This is a genomic window from Pseudomonas sp. NPDC090203 (assembly GCF_044746765.1).
Lineage (GTDB): Bacteria > Pseudomonadota > Gammaproteobacteria > Pseudomonadales > Pseudomonadaceae > Aquipseudomonas > Aquipseudomonas putida_AD.
On record NZ_JBIVCV010000004.1, the window covers coordinates 127,642 to 143,694 of the forward strand.

A 16,053-nucleotide genomic window follows, 5' to 3' on the forward strand; every position below is an offset into this window, starting at 1 on the left:
GCCGTGCAAAGTGCCGAAGTATAAACAGGGTCACAGGCTGGCGGCGACCTTCAACCCCTCATAGATCGCTTCTTCGGCGGTACGTGGCGCCAGGCAGTCGCCGATGCGGACCACCCGGGCCAGGTCCTGGATCTGCCCGGCGAGTGTATCCACGGACTGATGGCCCTGGCACAGGACCAGGGTGTCGATGTCCTCGAAGATCATCGCCTCGCCGCTGGCGGTATGTTGCAGGTAGACCGTATTGTCGTCGCAACCATACAGGCGCGCGTATGGGGTGATGGGGATACCGAGCTTGTGCAGTTCGCCCGCCATCTGGTCACGCACGTACAAGGGCAGGGCTTCGCCGCAGTGGGTGCCGTTGACCGCAAGCTGCACCTGATGCCCGGCGCGCACCAGACGCTCGGCGATACCGGGGCCGATCCAGTCGCTGCGCCAGTCGACCACCAGCACCGAGCGACCAGGTTTGACCTCGTCGCGCAGCACCTGCCAGGCGTCGATCACCTGCAATTCGCCGCCACGCTCGAAGGCCGGCCAGTAGGGTTCTGCCCCGGTGGCGACGATCACCGTGTCGGGTCGCTCTCGCTCGACCAGCGCACGATCGACCCGGGTATTGCGCACGACCTCGACGCCGGCCAGTTGCATCTCGCGCTGCAGGTTGGTGCTGGCACCGCCGAATTCGCTGCGCCGGGGCAGCAATTGCGCGAGCAGGACCTGGCCGCCCAGTTGTGCATTGGCTTCATACAGGGTCACCTGATGCCCCCGCGCTGCGGCGACGGCGGCGGCTTTCATGCCGGCAGGGCCGCCACCGACCACCATCACCCGCTGACGAACACTGGCCGGTGCCAGACGGCCGAACTGTTCCTCGCGGCCGGTTTCCGGGTGCTGGATGCAGGAAATCGGCAGGCCGCGATGAAAATGCCCGATGCACGCCTGATTGCAGGCGATGCAGGCGCGCACATCCTCCACATGACCAGTGTCGGTTTTGTTCGGCATCTGCGGGTCGCAGATCAGCGCCCGGGTCATGCCGCACACGTCCGCCTGGCCACGGGCCAGAATCAGCTCGGCCTCCTGGGGCTGGTTGATCCGGCCGGTGACGAACAGCGGAATGTCGAGATTCGCCTTGAAAGTGCCGGCTTCACGGGCCAGGTAGGCGGCCTCGATGGCCATCGGCGGCACGATGTGCACCGCGCCACCCAGCGAGGCCGAAGTGCCAGCGACGATGTGAATGTAATCGACGCTGGTTTGCAGGGCGCGCGCCGCACTGAGCGATTCGTCCTCGCTCAGGCCTTCGCTGTCCCGTTCATCGGCGCTGATACGCAGGCCGATGATGAAGTGCTCGTCGGTGCTGGCGCGCACCGCAGTGATCACTTCGCGCACAAAGCGCAGCCGCTGTTCAAGGTCGCCGTTATAGGCGTCGGTGCGCCTGTTCACCCGCGGATTGATGAACTGCGCCGGCAGGTAACCGTGGCTGGCGACCACTTCAACGCCGTCGATGCCGGCCTGATGCAGGCGCCGCGCAGCCGCTGCGTAGCCGGCGACAATCTCGTCGATCATGGCCTGGTCCAGTTCCCGGGGCATCACCCGGAACCGCTCGTTGGGCACCGCCGACGCCGAGTAGGCGACCGCCAGCAGCCCGTCGCTGGACTCCATGATCTCCCGCCCCGGATGGAAGATCTGCGACAACACCACCGTGCCCTGTTCGTGGCAGACCTCGGCCAGGCGCCGATAGCCGTCGATGCAGGCGTCATCAGTGGCCATCAGCACGTGGGACGTGTAGCGCGCACTTTCATGCACTCCGGCCACCTGCAACACGATCAGCCCGACCCCGCCCTCGGCGCGCGCCTTGTGATAGGCCACCAGCCGGTCGTTGACCAGGTTGTCGGTGGGCATGGTGGTGTCGTGGCCGGTGGACATGATGCGGTTCTTCAACCGCTTGCCACGGATCTGCAACGGCGCGAACAGGTGCGGGAAGGCGGTCGACATGGTTCAGGCTCCGGTGTTGTTATTTTTTACTCATAAAAATGTACCTGTAGTAAAAAATCAACTTGTTTTTTTAATTGTCCGACGCTAGCTTCCAGTCACTCCCATTTCATGGGGGCACCTCAAAACAACAACAAAGAGGGTTCAGCGATGAGATTTTTCGCACGAAAGACTTGCCTGCATGCCGTCCTGCTGTGCCTGGCCTCCGGCGTGTCCCAGGCCGGATCGGACATGGTGGTAGTCGGCTATGGCGGGGCGGGGCAGAAAGCCCAGGACCTGGCGCTGTTCCAGCCCTTCAGCGCCCAGGACAAGAGCAAGCTGATCCAGAGCGAATACAACGGCGAGATGGCGCGGATCAAAGTCATGGTCGACACCGGCAATGTCGATTGGGACGTGGTGCAGATCGAAGGGCCGGACCTGATGCGCGGCTGCGACGAAGGCATGTACGAGCGCCTGGACTGGAAAGCCCTGGGCCATGCCGATCAGTTGATTCCCGATGCGGCCGAGGAGTGCGGTTCGGCAGCCCTGGTGTGGAGCGTGGCCATCGCCTACGACCGCAACAAGCTGGCCCAGGCGCCCACCTCATGGGCCGACTTCTGGGACGTGAAGAAGTACCCCGGCAAGCGCGGCCTGCGCAAGCGTGCGGTGTACAATCTGGAATTCGCCCTGCTGGCCGACGGCGTCAAGGTCGAGGATGTCTACAAGGTGCTGGCGACCCCGGCCGGTGTGGACCGGGCCTTCGCCAAGCTCAGCCAGCTCAAGCCGAACATCCAGTGGTGGGAAGCCGGCGCTCAGCCTGCGCAGTGGCTGACCTCCGGTGATGTGGTGATGACCTCCACCTACAGCGGCCGCATCGCTGCCGCCGCGCAGGCCGGTGCGCCGCTGGCGGTGGTCTGGCCAGGGAGCCTGTACGGCATGGATTACTGGGCGATCATCAAGGGCTCCAGGCACGTCGATCAGGCCAAGCGTCTGATAGCCTACGCCAACCAGCCCGACACTCAAGTGCGCTATGTCGAAGCGATCCCGTACGGCCCCACCAACACCCTGGCGGCGGCGAAGCTGGATCCGGCACTGGCCAGGTGGGTGCCCACCTCCAAGGAGAACATGGCGGGTGCGTTGTCGATGAATGTTGGTTTCTGGGTTGACCACGGCGAAGAGCTGGAAGAGCGCTTCAACGCCTGGGCCAGCCAGTAGTAGCGCGGGGTGCCGGGTCGCCTGGCGGCCCGGCGGCTGTCTTTTACCCTCCGGATTGTGAGCCCGTACCGATGAAAACCGAACAGCAATTGCGTGAAGAACTGGCCGCCTGTTACCGGCTGATCGCGCACTTTCGCATGACTGACCTGATCTTCACCCACATCTCGGTGCGCCTGCCGGGGCCGGAGCATCATTTCCTGATCAACCCCTACGGACTGATGTTCGACGAGATCACCGCGTCCAACCTGGTCCGGATCGACCTGGCGGGCAACCCGGTGGAGCCGACGCCTTACCCGGTCAACCCGGCAGGCTTCGTGATCCACAGCGCTATTCATGGCGCACGGGACGACGCCCAATGCGTGCTGCACACCCACACTCGCGCCGGTTGTGCAGTGGCGGCGCTGGAGTGTGGCTTGCTGCCAGTGAATCAGATTTCCATGGAGTTCTACGGGCGCATTGCTTATCACGATTATGAAGGGATTGCCCTGGACCTGAGCGAACAACAGCGTCTGGTAGCGGACCTTGGCGACAAGTCAGCGATGATCCTGCGCAACCACGGCCTGCTGACCGTGGGCCGCAGCGTCAGCGAGGCTTTCCTGCGCATGTACTACCTGGAGAAAGCCTGCGAAATCCAGTTGGCCGCACAAGCCAGCGGTCAACTGGTGCTGCCGTCCCATGAGGTGTGTGCGCACACCGAGCGGCAATTCAACGACCCGCAACGGCCACTCCAGGAAGGCCAGCTCAACGACCCGGACGGCATGCAACTGGCCTGGTCCGCATTGTTGCGGGTGCTGGACAGGGTTGCGCCCGGGTATCGGGATTGACGGGCATGGGGTGTTTTGCAAGGAATGTCTGAAGTGCAACACAGAAGCGGGGCAGTCATTGACGGCCCCGTTTTGTGTTGCACGCAGTTATGCAGGGATGGCTTCGGAATGCGCAGCGAAGAGCGCGGCTTCCTCTTTCAAGGCCTTCTGCACTGACGGCAAAGCGTCCATGCGTGCCTTGTAGGCCATCAGGTGTTCCAGGTGTTCGATCTGCGCCCCGGAGCGGGTGTGCCACCAGGTGCCGAAGACATAGGCGTCGGCCACGGTGAAGGTGTCGCCTGTCAGGAATGCGCGGCCATCGGCCAGGCGCGCATCCAGCGCAGAATAGGCGGTGACGAGTTTGGCGCGGGTCCAGGCGGTGCCTTCCTCGGTCAGCAGTTTGCGCATCAGCGGGATGTGCTTTTGTGCGATTTCAGTGGCGATGAAGGTCAGCAACTGATCGAACTTGACGCGCTCCAGCGTGCCATGGGCAGGAATCAGGCCGGCTTGTGGATGCTGGTCAGCCAGATACGAGGTGACGACGATGGTTTCGGACAGGATGTCTTGCTGGTCGTTGTTCAACACCAGCGCCGGTACGTAGAGCAGGGGGTTGATCTGCGCGAAATCGTCGCCGTTGGAAGTGCTTTTGCCGAACACGTCGAAGTGCACCAGTTCAAGTTCCAGGCCCAGCTCGTTGGCGATGATTTGAACCGCTTGGGAACAGGTCTGGTTGGCGATGTAGAGTTTCATGCTGTGCTACCTCGAAGGGGGATTCGAACCCGGGTATCGGGTCGGTGAGCACAGTCTGTTCTCGGCCAAATCAATGATAAACACCGCTGTTCGAGACTGTCTGTAGCCTCTGGAGAGACAGTGAGCAAAACGCAGCAGGCTCTTTTACGCCACGCATTTGCGCGACTCTCGTGACCAAATCGCTGAATTTGTCGCTCTGCGGGATACAGAGCGTCGCTTTATCCCTGGCTTATCGCTTCAACGTATCCGGGCATAGTGGAGGCCAGTAAACGACGGCTGCAAGGGCGTCGTTCCACCGACAGGTCCGGAGTTCATCATGTCCGAGCATACGCAGGGCATCCCTCTTCAGGCGATGCTGACCAAACAGATGATTGCTTCTGGTGACTACTTGCTGAACTTCGGACATATACCCGAGGGCATCCTGTGGACGCTGGAGCGCATCGAACAGTCCATGCACGACACCTTCAGCCGACGTCCCGATCAGGGTGACTTCTGGATCTTCGGCTACGGCTCGCTGATCTGGAACCCGCTGTTGAGCTTTGCGGGACAGCAGGCCGCGACGCTCCACGGCTGGCACCGAAGTTTCTGCCTGCGGATGATCGCCGGGCGGGCGACGGCGGAACTGCCGGGGCGGATGCTGGCGCTTGAACCGGGTGGCTCGACTCAAGGTATCGCGTTTCGCCTGACCGAGGCGATGGCGGATGAAGAGTTGCTGCTGCTGTGGATCCGGGAAATGCCTACCGGAGCCTACCAGCCGGTCTGGACCCGGATCGAACTGGAGGATGGCCGCGAAGTCACCGCTCTGGTGTTTGTCGCAGCGCCCGATCACCCCCTCTATGAAAGCGATTCAACCGTGGCTGCCATCGCCAGCAGCATTGCCCGGGCAGAAGGCCCCATGGGCAGCAACGCGGACTACGTCCACAAGCTGTGCGCCGCACTGGCTGACAGTGGAATGACCGATGAATACATCGACACGTTGTCCGCCCACATCATGTTTTAGATGTTGCAACTGACAGCGGACTCACAGGGCTGCCAGGTTGCTGGCCTCTGACTTCCGCGTTCTTACAACGATGCGCTGATCGACATTTTCAGTAATGGCCGAGCGGCACTGTTGCGCCCGCAGTTTGTGTTTTTTCAGTGATATTCATGAGCAGGAGAGAGTCAATGAACGCCAATCCCAAACGGCTATCCGTCGTGTTAAGTGCGCTCTTGGTGGCCGGCACCGCCGGTATCGTCGTGAAGTATGGCGATCACCTTGAGCCTGTCAGTTCGGCCCATGCGGCCTCGGACGTCATGCCTGCAAAGACCGAAGTGGATGTGGCCACCGTGGTCTTCAAGACGATCAGTGAGTGGCAGGGCTATTCCGGTCGGCTCGAAGCGGTGGACAAGGTCGACATCCGTCCCCTGGTTTCCGGCACGATCGTCGCGGTGCACTTCAAGGATGGTGCCCTGGTGAAGAAGGGCGACCTGCTGTTCACGCTGGACGAGCGTCCTTACCTGGCCGAAGTGGATCGGGCGAGCGGGCAACTTGCCGCCGCCGAATCCCGCGCCGCCTGGACCGCGACCGATGCCGCACGTGCCCAGCGTCTGGTTGAACAGAACGCCATCGCCCGGCGAGATTTCGATGAGAAACAGAATGCATCCCGCGAGGCCGTGGCCAACGTCAAGGTGGCCAGGGCTGCGCTGGACGCTGCCCGGGTCAATCTCTCGTACACCCGCATCACAGCACCGGTGGCCGGCCGGGTTTCCCGTGCCGAACTGACGGTGGGCAACATCGTGGCGGTTGGCACCTCGCCGTTGCTCACCACCCTGGTGTCGGTGTCGCCGATCTACGCCTCGTTCGATGTCGATGAACAGACTTACTTGCGCTACCTGAATCAGGCGTCCGGCAGTGCGGCGCCTGTGTCTCTCGGGCTTGCCGACGAGGAGGGCTACTCGCGCAAGGGCGCTGTCGATTCCATCGACAACCAGCTCGATACCCAGTCCGGCACTATCCGGGTCCGTGCCCGCTTCGACAACGCCAGTGGCGCGCTGCTGCCGGGCTTGTACGCGCGGATCAAGGTCGGCGGCGGCAAGCCCTTCGATGCCGTGCTGGTGGACGACTCGGCCATCGGCACCGATCAGGCGAAGAAATTCGTGCTGGTGGTCGGCGCCCAGGACCGGGTCGAGTACCGCGAAGTGACCCTGGGCAACCTGCATGAGGGGTTGCGCGTGGTGACCTCGGGGCTCAAGGCCGGTGACCGCGTGGTCGTCAACGGCATCCAGCGCGCCCGTCCCAACGACACGGTTCGCGTCAACAGCGTGGACATGGCCGCCGTCGGCCGTGCTGCCAAGCCTGCGGCCTAACGAGAACTCATCATGAACATTTCGAAATTCTTTATCGACCGGCCGATCTTCGCCGGCGTGCTCTCGGTGCTGGTCCTGCTTGCCGGCCTGATCGCTCTGACCAAACTGCCGACAGCCGAGTACCCTGAAGTGGTGCCGCCTTCGGTGGTGGTGCGCGCCGAATACCCGGGAGCCAACCCCAAAGTCATCGCCGAAACCGTGGCATCGCCCATTGAGGAGCAGATCAACGGTGTTGAAGACATGCTCTACATGCAATCGCTGGCCAACAGCGACGGCAAGCTGACCACCACGGTGACCTTCAAGCTCGGCACCGACCCGGACAAGGCCCAGCAGTTCGTGCAGAACCGCGTGGCGCAGGCATTGCCACGCTTGCCCGAAGACGTGCAGCGCCTGGGCGTGACCACGGTCAAGTCGTCGCCAACCCTGACCATGGGCGTGAGTATCCTGTCGCCCGATCAGCGTTACGACCTGACTTACCTGCGCAACTACGCGCTGATCAACGTCAAGGACCGGCTGGCACGTATCCCTGGTGTCGGTGAAGTGGTGATGTGGGGCGCTGGCGATTACTCGATGCGCATCTGGCTCGATCCGCAGAAAGTCGCTCGCCTGAACCTGACGGCCACCGACGTGGTGAAAGCCATTCGCGAACAGAACGTGCAGGTCGCGGCGGGTATCGTCGGCGGCGCGCCGATGCTGACTGACGTGCCCTTGCAACTGAGCGTCAACGCCCAGGGGCGTCTGAAAACCGAGCAGGAATTTCGCGACATCATCCTCAAGACCAGCGGCGGGGCGGTGACCCGCCTGGCGGACGTCGCGCGAGTGGAAATGGCCGCTTCCGAGTACACCCTGCGGGCGATGCTCAACAACAAGCCGGCCGTGCAGATGATCATCTTCCAGCAGCCCAACGCCAACTCGCTGCAGATTTCCGATGACGTGCGCAGGGTCATGGAAGAGATCAAGCAGGACATGCCCGAAGGTGTCGATTACGGCATCAAGTACGATCCGACGCAGTTCGTGCGCGACAGCATCCATGCGGTGATCCAGACCCTGCTCGAAGCCATCGCCCTGGTGGTGCTGGTGGTGATCGTGTTCCTGCAGACCTGGCGCGCCTCGCTGATTCCGTTGCTGGCGGTGCCGGTGTCGATCGTCGGCACCTTCGCGCTGCTGCTGGGCTTTGGCTACACCATCAACGCGCTGTCGCTGTTCGGCATGGTGCTGGCCATCGGTATCGTGGTGGACGATGCCATCGTGGTGGTGGAGAACGTCGAGCGCAACATTGCCGACGGTCTGTCACCGCGTGACGCGACCTACAAGGCGATGCAGGAAGTCAGTGGGCCGATCATCGCCATTGCGCTGACCCTGGTGGCCGTGTTCGTGCCGCTGGCGTTCATGTCTGGCCTGACCGGACAGTTCTACCAGCAGTTCGCGATGACCATCGCCATTTCCACAGTCATCTCGGCGTTCAACTCCCTGACCCTGTCGCCTGCGCTGTCGGCGATCCTGCTCAAGGGCCACGATGCGCCCAAGGACCGCCTGACGCGCGTGATGGACGCGCTGTTCGGCCGGTTCTTCAGGGCGTTCAACCGCGTGTTCCATCGCGGCTCTGAGCACTATGGCAGCGGCGTGCGCGGTGTGGTCAACCGCAAGCTGGTGATGCTGGTGATCTACGCCATCCTGCTGGGTGGAGCGGTGTGGATGGGCAAGATCGTGCCGGGAGGTTTCGTGCCGGCGCAGGACAAGGACTACGTGGTTGCCATCGCGCAGTTGCCCAGCGGCGCGACCCTGGATCGCACCGACAAAGTGGTGCATGAAATGGGCGACATCGCCATGGCCATCCCCGGCGTCAGGGACTTGCCACAGTTTCCGGGGCTGTCGGTCAGCCTGGCCAACTCCCCGAGCAGCGCGCTGGTGTTCCCGGTGCTTGAGCCGTCCAAGTTCCGCTCGAAGGAAGAGTCGGCAGCGGCCATCGTCGGGAAGTTGAATGCTCAGTACGCCGGTATCAAGAACGCGGCCATTGCCGTCTTCCCGCCACCGCCGGTGGCCGGCCTGGGCACGGTGGGCGGGTTCAAACTGATGATCGAGGACCGTGGTGCGCTGGGCTATGAGGCGCTCAACAAGGTCACCCAGGACTTCCTCGCCGCTGCGGCCAAGGCACCGGAACTGGGGCCGTCGTTCTCGACCTTCCAGATCAACATGCCGCAACTCAATGTCGAGCTGGATCGGGTCAAGGCCAAGCAACTGGGCGTGTCGGTGACCGACGTGTTCGACACCCTGCAGATTTACCTGGGCTCGATGTACGTCAACGATTTCAACGCCTTTGGCCGGGTGTATCAGGTGCGGGCCCAGGCCGACGCGCCATTCCGCGCCACCGCCGACAGCATCGGCCTGTTGAAGACCCGCAACGACAAGGGCGAGATGGTGCCGCTGTCGTCGCTGGTCAGGGTCAGCACCACCTACGGACCCGAGATGGTCGTGCGCTACAACGGCTACACCGCTGCCGACATCAACGGCGGGCCGGCACCCGGCTATTCGTCCGGGCAGGCCCAGGCGGCGGTTGATCGCATTGCCAAAGAGGTGTTTCCCCGTGGCATCAAGTACGAATGGACCGACCTGACCTATCAGCAAGTGCTGGCGGGCAACTCGGCGCTGTGGGTGTTCCCGATCAGCGTGCTGCTGGTGTTCCTGGTGCTCGCCGCCCTGTATGAAAGCCTGACGCTGCCCCTGGCGATCATCCTGATCGTGCCGATGAGCATCCTGTCGGCGCTGGTGGGCGTGTGGCTGACCAACGGCGACAACAACATCTTCACCCAAATTGGTTTGATGGTGCTGGTGGGACTGTCGGCCAAGAACGCGATCCTGATCGTGGAGTTCGCCCGTGAACTGGAAATGCAGGGGCGGACCATCGTGCAGGCCGCCATCGAGGCCAGCCGCCTGCGCCTGCGGCCGATTCTGATGACCTCCATCGCCTTCATCATGGGCGTGGTGCCGCTGGTGTTTTCCAGCGGGGCAGGGTCAGAGATGCGCCATGCCATGGGCGTTGCGGTGTTCTTCGGCATGCTCGGCGTAACCCTGTTCGGCCTGCTGCTCACGCCGGTGTTCTACGTGCTCCTGCGCAAACTGTCGGGCGTGGAGCATCTGATCGACAGGCACGGCCGGCACCCGCACCTGGCCGCGGATCTTGAGAGCCATGACACAGCTGACTACGCCGCTTTCGTCGCTGGCCACAGCACCCATTCCACCACTCGCGCGCCGCAAGCCGCGCTCGAGAAGTAAGGAGAATCACATGAAAACCTTTGCTCTGAGCCGGATGTTCTTCGGCTCGGTATGGCTGACTGCGGTGTTGGCCACTGCGGGCTGTTCACTGGCTCCCACTTACCTGAAGCCGAACGTTTCGATGCCGCCCGCCTACAAGGAGGAAAAGCTCCAGGAGCCGCCCATGGCCTTGTCGGCGGCCGAAGCCGGTTCGTGGAAGACCGCCGAGCCGTCCGAAGAGATGGCCCGGGGCGACTGGTGGACGGTGTTCAAGGACTCGACCCTCAACGATCTGGAGGCCCAGGCCGCCAGTGCCAACCAGAACCTCGCCGCTGCCGCCGCCCGCCTGAAAGAGGCCAGGGCGCTGAATGTGGCGGCGCGGGCCGGTCTGTTCCCGACGCTGGACGCGGGGATCGGCCCGACCCGGCAGAAAGTTTCCGGCGCATCCCAGGGGCTGTCGAACAACGCCAACGTGCCCGCGCAAACGCTGTGGCGTGCCCAGGCCGGAGTCTCCTACGAGGTCGACATGTTCGGGCGGGTTGCCAATACGGTGGAAGCGGCCAGGGACGACCTGCGACAGAGCGAAGCGTTGCTGCGTTCGGTGCAGCTGGCGCTGCAGGCCGACGTCGCGCAACACTACTTTGCGCTGCGTGAGTACGACGCTGAGGCCCAGGTGTTTGCCGATGCGGTGGCGCTGCGCGAACAGGCGCTCAAACTGGTGCAGCAGCGCTATGACCTGGGCGAGATCAGCCAACTGGATTTGGCCCGGGCCCAGGCCGAACTGGCCACGGCGCGCTCCGACAGCATGACGGTCGAGCGCCTGCGGGCAACCTCCGAGCACAGCCTGGCGGTGCTGCTGGGCAAGGCACCGGCGCAGTTTTCCATCGCGCCGAATCCGTTGGTTGCGGTCAACTTGCGCATCCCGGCAGGCTTGCCGTCATCGCTGCTGGAGCGTCGCCCGGACATCGCCGCCGCCGAACGCGCGATGGCCGCTGCCAACGCCCGGATCGGCGTGGCCAAGGCGGCGTTCTTCCCGTCGCTGACGCTGACCGGTGCTGCAGGGTTCGAGTCCGATTCCCTGGGCAGCCTGTTCAAATGGAGCAGCAGGACCTTCCTGCTCGGGCCATTGACGGGCACCGCGCTGAACCTGCCGATCTTCGACGGCGGTAAACGCAAGGGCGACCTGGCCAACGCTCGCGCCGTATACGAAGAAAATGTCGCGACCTACCGTCAGCAAGTGCTGGTGGCGTTCCAGGAAGTCGAGGACGGGTTGTCCGACCTGCGCATTTTCGAGGAACAGACCCGCACCCAGGCCGTGGCCGTCGATGCCACGGCCCGTGCCGCGCAGTTGTCGCGTTCGCAGTACAACGAAGGTGCGGTGACCTACCTGGACGTGATCGACGCTGAACGCAGCGTACTCCAGGCCCGCCGCGCAGCCGTGCAGCTGCAGGGCTTGCAGATGGCCTCGACGGTGAATCTGATTCGCGCCCTCGGCGGTGGCTGGGACCACAAAACCCTGTAAGCGCACCGCCGCGCTGTAGCAGTCCGGCTTGCCGGCGATGGCCATATCAAAGCCGCCGCTGACAAGCCGTGCCGCGCCAGTCATGGTTTTTTCAGCGCAGCCGGTCCGCCAGATAATTCAACACCGCCCGGGTCTTGGCCGGCATGCGCTGACCCAGCGGGATCAAGGCATGCACCGGCGGCCCGGGAGCATCCACGGCAGGCAGCACCCGCACCAGCCTGCCGCACTCGACGTATGGCTGGGCAACCTTGTCGTAGAGTTGCGCGATGCCCAGGCCGAGCACGGTCGCATCGATCACCCCCTGACCATCGGACACGATCAGCGCTGGCGTCGGCGAGAATTCGCGGGCGTGGCCATTTTCCACCAGCGACCATGGCCGCAGACGCCCGGTAAAGCCGCGAAAGATCACCGCTTCGTGGTTGACCAGGTCCGCGGCCGATTCGACCGGGGCATGACGCGCCAGGTATTCCGGCGCCGCATACAGGCTCAGGGTGATGTCGCACAGCTTGCGCACGGTCATGTCGCTGTCCAGCGGCAACTCCCCGGCACGCACCACGATGTCCCAGCCTTCACCCACCGCATCGGACATGCGGTCGGTCATGGACATCTCCAGAGTGACCTTCGGGTAGCGGGTACGCAGGTCGGAAATGCTCGGCAGAAACAACTGGCGGAAACCCGACGGGATATCCAGGCGCACTCGGCCCGTGGGCTCTTCCTTGCGTGCCGCCAACGCCTGGGCCGCATCACGCAGCCCGTCGAGCGCAGCCTGGGCGGCGATCAGGTAGGTTTCGCCGTCCTCGGTCAGGCGCACTGCCCGTGTAGTGCGCTGAAACATCCGCGTGCCGAGCCGGCTCTCCAGGCGCTGTACGGCCTTGCCCACGTTGGATTTGCTGGTGGCCAGGTTCTCCGCCGCGCGCGTGAAGCTGCCAGTCTGGGCGACGGCGACGAAGGCGGCGATGTCGGGAAATGACGTGTCGGCACGTTCCATAATTGTCTCTCTTGAAGCGACTAAGTGTCTCTCGATGGCGCGTTTATAGATGAATCTGCGCCAGCAACAATGACACATCTTTTCGCACAACAGGTATATCCCTCATGACAAATATTGCCCAGCAGGCAACTGCCCGAGACAGGTTGCTGATTCTCGCGGCCATCTGCCTGTCAGCGCTTGTCCTGCCGCTGAGTTTCACCGGGGGGGCTGTCGCAACCCCCGCGATTGGCCGTGAACTGGGGGGCAGCCCGGTGGCGCTCACCTGGATCACCAACGCGTTCATGCTGTCGTTCGGCAGCCTGCTGATGGCTGCAGGCGCACTGGCCGATGTCTATGGCCGCAAGAAGCTGTTCACCCTTGGCATGATGCTGTTTACCGCCGCCTCGATTGCCCAGAGCCTGGCACCGACGGTGTTCTGGCTGGATATCCTGCGGGCGGTGCAGGGCGTAGCCGGTGCTGCGGCGCTGGCCAGCGGTTCGGCGGCCATCGCCCAGGAATTCGAGGGGCATGCGCGCACACGGGCCTACAGCATGCTGGGCACCACGTTCGGCATTGGTCTGGCATTTGGCCCGCTGCTGGCGGGCGGCCTGATCGAAGCATTCAGCTGGCGCGCGATCTTCGTGTTCACCGCCGTCATCGGCGTGATCTCCATGGTCTTCGGCCTGCCGCGCATGCGTGAAACCCGTGATCCGAACGCCCAGGGCCTGGACTGGCCCGGCACTGTCACCTTTACCGGTGTGCTGGCGCTGTTCACCTTTGGCGTGATCCAGGCACCGGAGAGCGGCTGGGGCAGCCCACTGGTGTCCGGACTGCTGATCGGTTCGGCGGTTCTGCTGGCGCTGTTCGTGATGATCGAAATGCGCGTCAAGCGCCCGATGCTCGACCTGACCCTGTTCCGTTACCCGCGTTTCATTGGTGTGCAGATGCTGCCGATCGGCACCTGCTACTGCTACATCGTCCTGGTGGTGATGCTGCCGCTGCGTTTCATCGGTGTCGAAGGACTGAGCGAAATCGACGCTGGTCTGCTGTTGCTGGCGCTGTCCGCCCCGATGCTGGTGGTGCCGATGATGGCGGCATCGCTGGCGCGCTTTGTGTCCCCCGGCATTCTGTCCGGCGCGGGATTTCTGATTGCGGCGGTGGGCCTGCACTGGCTGAGTTTGTATAACGTCGGTGAGCCAAGGTTCGGTCTGGTGGGCCCCATGTTGTTGATCGGCATCGGTGCCGGGCTGCCCTGGGGATTGATGGACGGGCTGTCGGTCAGCGTGGTGCCCAAGGAGCGTGCCGGCATGGCCGCCGGTATTTTCAACACCGTACGGGTCGCCGGGGAGGGCATTGCACTGGCCAGTGTGGCGGCCATCCTGGCCTCGTTGCTGCACACTCACCTCAGCGACATTCTGCAGGGCGTGCCGGGAAGCCTGGACACTGTCGCCATCGCCGAAACCGCCCAGCGGGTCACCACCGGCGACATGGCCCATGCGATCGACCGCATCCCGGGGTTGGCCAATGAAGCGCTGATCGCCGGTTATGCCCAGGCCTTCCAGTACCTGCTGCACATCCTGACGGTCATTACGCTGTTTTCAGCGGCGGTGGTTCTGGGGTTGCTCAGCAAGGATCAGGTGGCCGTGGAGGACGCTGTCCAGAAGCCAGCCGTGTGACGCTGGATGTCTGAAAAACGGCCGGTCTTGCGCAGGCAAGGCTCGGCCGCTTCGGTGATGCCCACACCCGCGCTTTCAGCGGCTGGCCACAGGCGCCGGCGAAGACGTCACTTCGGACTGCCCATCCCATCCACCCCCCAATGCGCGGACCAGCGCAACGGTGGTGACGGCCCGACTGCCGCGCAGTTGCACGGCGCCGCGCTCAACCGTGGTGAGGTTGCGCTGTGCCTCCAGTAGGTCCAGGTAGCCCGTGCGACCGGCTTCATACAGCATCTGGGCCAGTTGTGCCGAACGGCGTGCCGAGACGACGGCCTCGTCGGTCTGCTGCGCCTGACTGGCCAGAATGCGCAGGCCCGCCAGGTTGTCTTCGACTTCGGCAAACGCCACCAGTACCTGTTGACGGTACGTCGCGACCGACTCCTCCAGCGCGGCCTCACTGCGCTTGACGTTGTTCTTGTTACGGCCGCCATCGATGATAGGCATCGACATCAGCGCACCCAGGACCCAGGAGCGACTGCTCCAGTTGAAGATGTCCGCCACCGAGGTGCCGACGCCACCCATCCCGCCGTTGAGGTTGAGTGCCGGAAACATCGCGGCACGGGCAACGCCGATACGCGAGTTCGCCGCTTCCATCTCACGCTGCGCGATGACGATGTCCGGGCGGCGCTGCAGCAGGCTCGACGGCATGCCCGAAGGGATCTGCGGCAGCGAGGCGATGTCATCGAGAGGTTGGCTGCTGGCCGAGAAATTCGATGCCGGCTTGCCCAGAAGCACCGCGAGCGCATGCTCAAGGGTGGTTCTCTGCTGTTGCAGGGCGACCGCTTCCGCGCGCGCCGTCGACAGCTCTGTCCTGGCCCGCGACAGGTCGAACTCGCCTACATCTCCCAGATCGAACCGGCTCTGGGTGACCTGCACGGTTTGTTCGCGCAAGCGCACGGTTTCATTCAGGGTTGCCAGTTCGGCATCGGTTTCGCGCAAGCGGAAATAGGTTTGCGCGACGTCCGCTTGCAGCGACAGCAGCACCGAGCGGTAACTGGCTTCGCTGGCAGCCGCGTCCGAGTTGGCGGCGTTGACGTTGGACGACACTCGGCCGAACAGGTCAACTTCGTAGCTGGCGGTCAGGCTGGCCTGATAGGTCGTGCGGGCCCCTACAGCACTGCCACCAGGCAGGCTGTTGGGGGATTCACGGTTTCTTTGCGCGCCAGCGTTGACACCGATCTGTGGTATCCGGTCCGCTGCGGCGATGCCGGCAATGGCACGGGCCTGTTTCAGACGCGCTGTGGCTTCTGCCAGGTTGTTGTTGCTCCTGGCTGCTTCATTGATCAGGGCAGTGAGCGCCGGGTCGTTGAAGGCCAGCCACCATTCACCGCGTGGCTGTGCCTCGGCTGCCCTGGCGGCCTGCCAGCGGGTGCCATCTGGCGCGGTGACGGGCGTATCAGGGGCTTCCTTGAACGCCTGTGGCACATCGATTTCCGGTTGTTTGAAATCGGGTGCAGCACAGGCGGCCAGCGCCAAGGCAATGAGGACTGCACCGGTACGTTTGATGAAGACATTGGCGTTCAT

The 16,053-nt window shown here is 63.5% G+C and carries 11 protein-coding genes; 7 read left to right on the forward strand and 4 right to left on the reverse strand.

Annotated features, from left to right (window positions below; translation table 11 throughout):
• Positions 1-30: 30 nt before the first annotated feature.
• Positions 31-1,983, reverse strand: a complete 1,953-nt coding sequence (locus ACIPO9_RS08460) for an FAD-dependent oxidoreductase (protein WP_400780025.1) — start codon at positions 1,981-1,983, stop codon at positions 31-33.
• Positions 1,984-2,130: 147 nt separating this feature from the next.
• On the opposite strand from ACIPO9_RS08460, the gene ACIPO9_RS08465 reads away from it, so the two are divergent.
• Together ACIPO9_RS08465 and ACIPO9_RS08470 are read left to right on the forward strand one after the other, a co-directional pair.
• Entirely contained in the window at positions 2,131-3,174 is a 1,044-nt protein-coding gene (locus ACIPO9_RS08465) for an ABC transporter substrate-binding protein (protein ID WP_400780027.1), read from the forward strand.
• Between the two features lie 71 nt (positions 3,175-3,245).
• Positions 3,246-3,998 carry a class II aldolase/adducin family protein gene (locus ACIPO9_RS08470; RefSeq protein WP_400780029.1) on the forward strand — a complete coding sequence of 251 codons (753 nt, stop codon included), beginning with the start codon at positions 3,246-3,248 and terminating at the stop codon, positions 3,996-3,998.
• 87 nt (positions 3,999-4,085) lie between these two features.
• Here the strand turns inward: ACIPO9_RS08470 and ACIPO9_RS08475 are convergent, their stop codons facing one another.
• On the reverse strand, positions 4,086-4,727 hold the full coding sequence (locus tag ACIPO9_RS08475) for a glutathione S-transferase C-terminal domain-containing protein (RefSeq protein WP_400780031.1): 642 nt from the start codon (positions 4,725-4,727) through the stop codon (positions 4,086-4,088).
• A gap of 316 nt (positions 4,728-5,043) precedes the next feature.
• On the opposite strand from ACIPO9_RS08475, the gene ACIPO9_RS08480 reads away from it, so the two are divergent.
• From ACIPO9_RS08480 to ACIPO9_RS08495, 4 genes are all read left to right on the forward strand, one after another.
• Complete coding sequence (locus ACIPO9_RS08480) at positions 5,044-5,727, forward strand: gamma-glutamylcyclotransferase (RefSeq protein ID WP_400780033.1); 684 nt, start codon at positions 5,044-5,046, stop codon at positions 5,725-5,727.
• Positions 5,728-5,891: 164 nt separating this feature from the next.
• Positions 5,892-7,073 carry an efflux RND transporter periplasmic adaptor subunit gene (locus ACIPO9_RS08485; RefSeq protein WP_400780035.1) on the forward strand — a complete coding sequence of 394 codons (1,182 nt, stop codon included), beginning with the start codon at positions 5,892-5,894 and terminating at the stop codon, positions 7,071-7,073.
• Between the two features lie 12 nt (positions 7,074-7,085).
• Complete coding sequence (locus ACIPO9_RS08490) at positions 7,086-10,346, forward strand: efflux RND transporter permease subunit (protein ID WP_400780037.1); 3,261 nt, start codon at positions 7,086-7,088, stop codon at positions 10,344-10,346.
• 10 nt (positions 10,347-10,356) lie between these two features.
• On the forward strand, positions 10,357-11,847 hold the full coding sequence (locus ACIPO9_RS08495) for an efflux transporter outer membrane subunit (protein ID WP_400780039.1): 1,491 nt from the start codon (positions 10,357-10,359) through the stop codon (positions 11,845-11,847).
• A 91-nt stretch (positions 11,848-11,938) separates the two neighbouring features.
• Here ACIPO9_RS08495 and ACIPO9_RS08500 read toward each other — a convergent pair whose 3' ends face one another.
• On the reverse strand, positions 11,939-12,835 hold the full coding sequence (locus ACIPO9_RS08500) for a LysR family transcriptional regulator (RefSeq protein WP_400608343.1): 897 nt from the start codon (positions 12,833-12,835) through the stop codon (positions 11,939-11,941).
• A 104-nt stretch (positions 12,836-12,939) separates the two neighbouring features.
• On the opposite strand from ACIPO9_RS08500, the gene ACIPO9_RS08505 reads away from it, so the two are divergent.
• Positions 12,940-14,490: an MFS transporter gene (locus ACIPO9_RS08505; RefSeq protein WP_400780041.1), complete on the forward strand. Its 1,551-nt coding sequence runs from the start codon at positions 12,940-12,942 to the stop codon at positions 14,488-14,490.
• Between the two features lie 75 nt (positions 14,491-14,565).
• Here ACIPO9_RS08505 and ACIPO9_RS08510 read toward each other — a convergent pair whose 3' ends face one another.
• Positions 14,566-16,053: an efflux transporter outer membrane subunit gene (locus tag ACIPO9_RS08510; RefSeq protein ID WP_400780043.1), complete on the reverse strand. Its 1,488-nt coding sequence runs from the start codon at positions 16,051-16,053 to the stop codon at positions 14,566-14,568.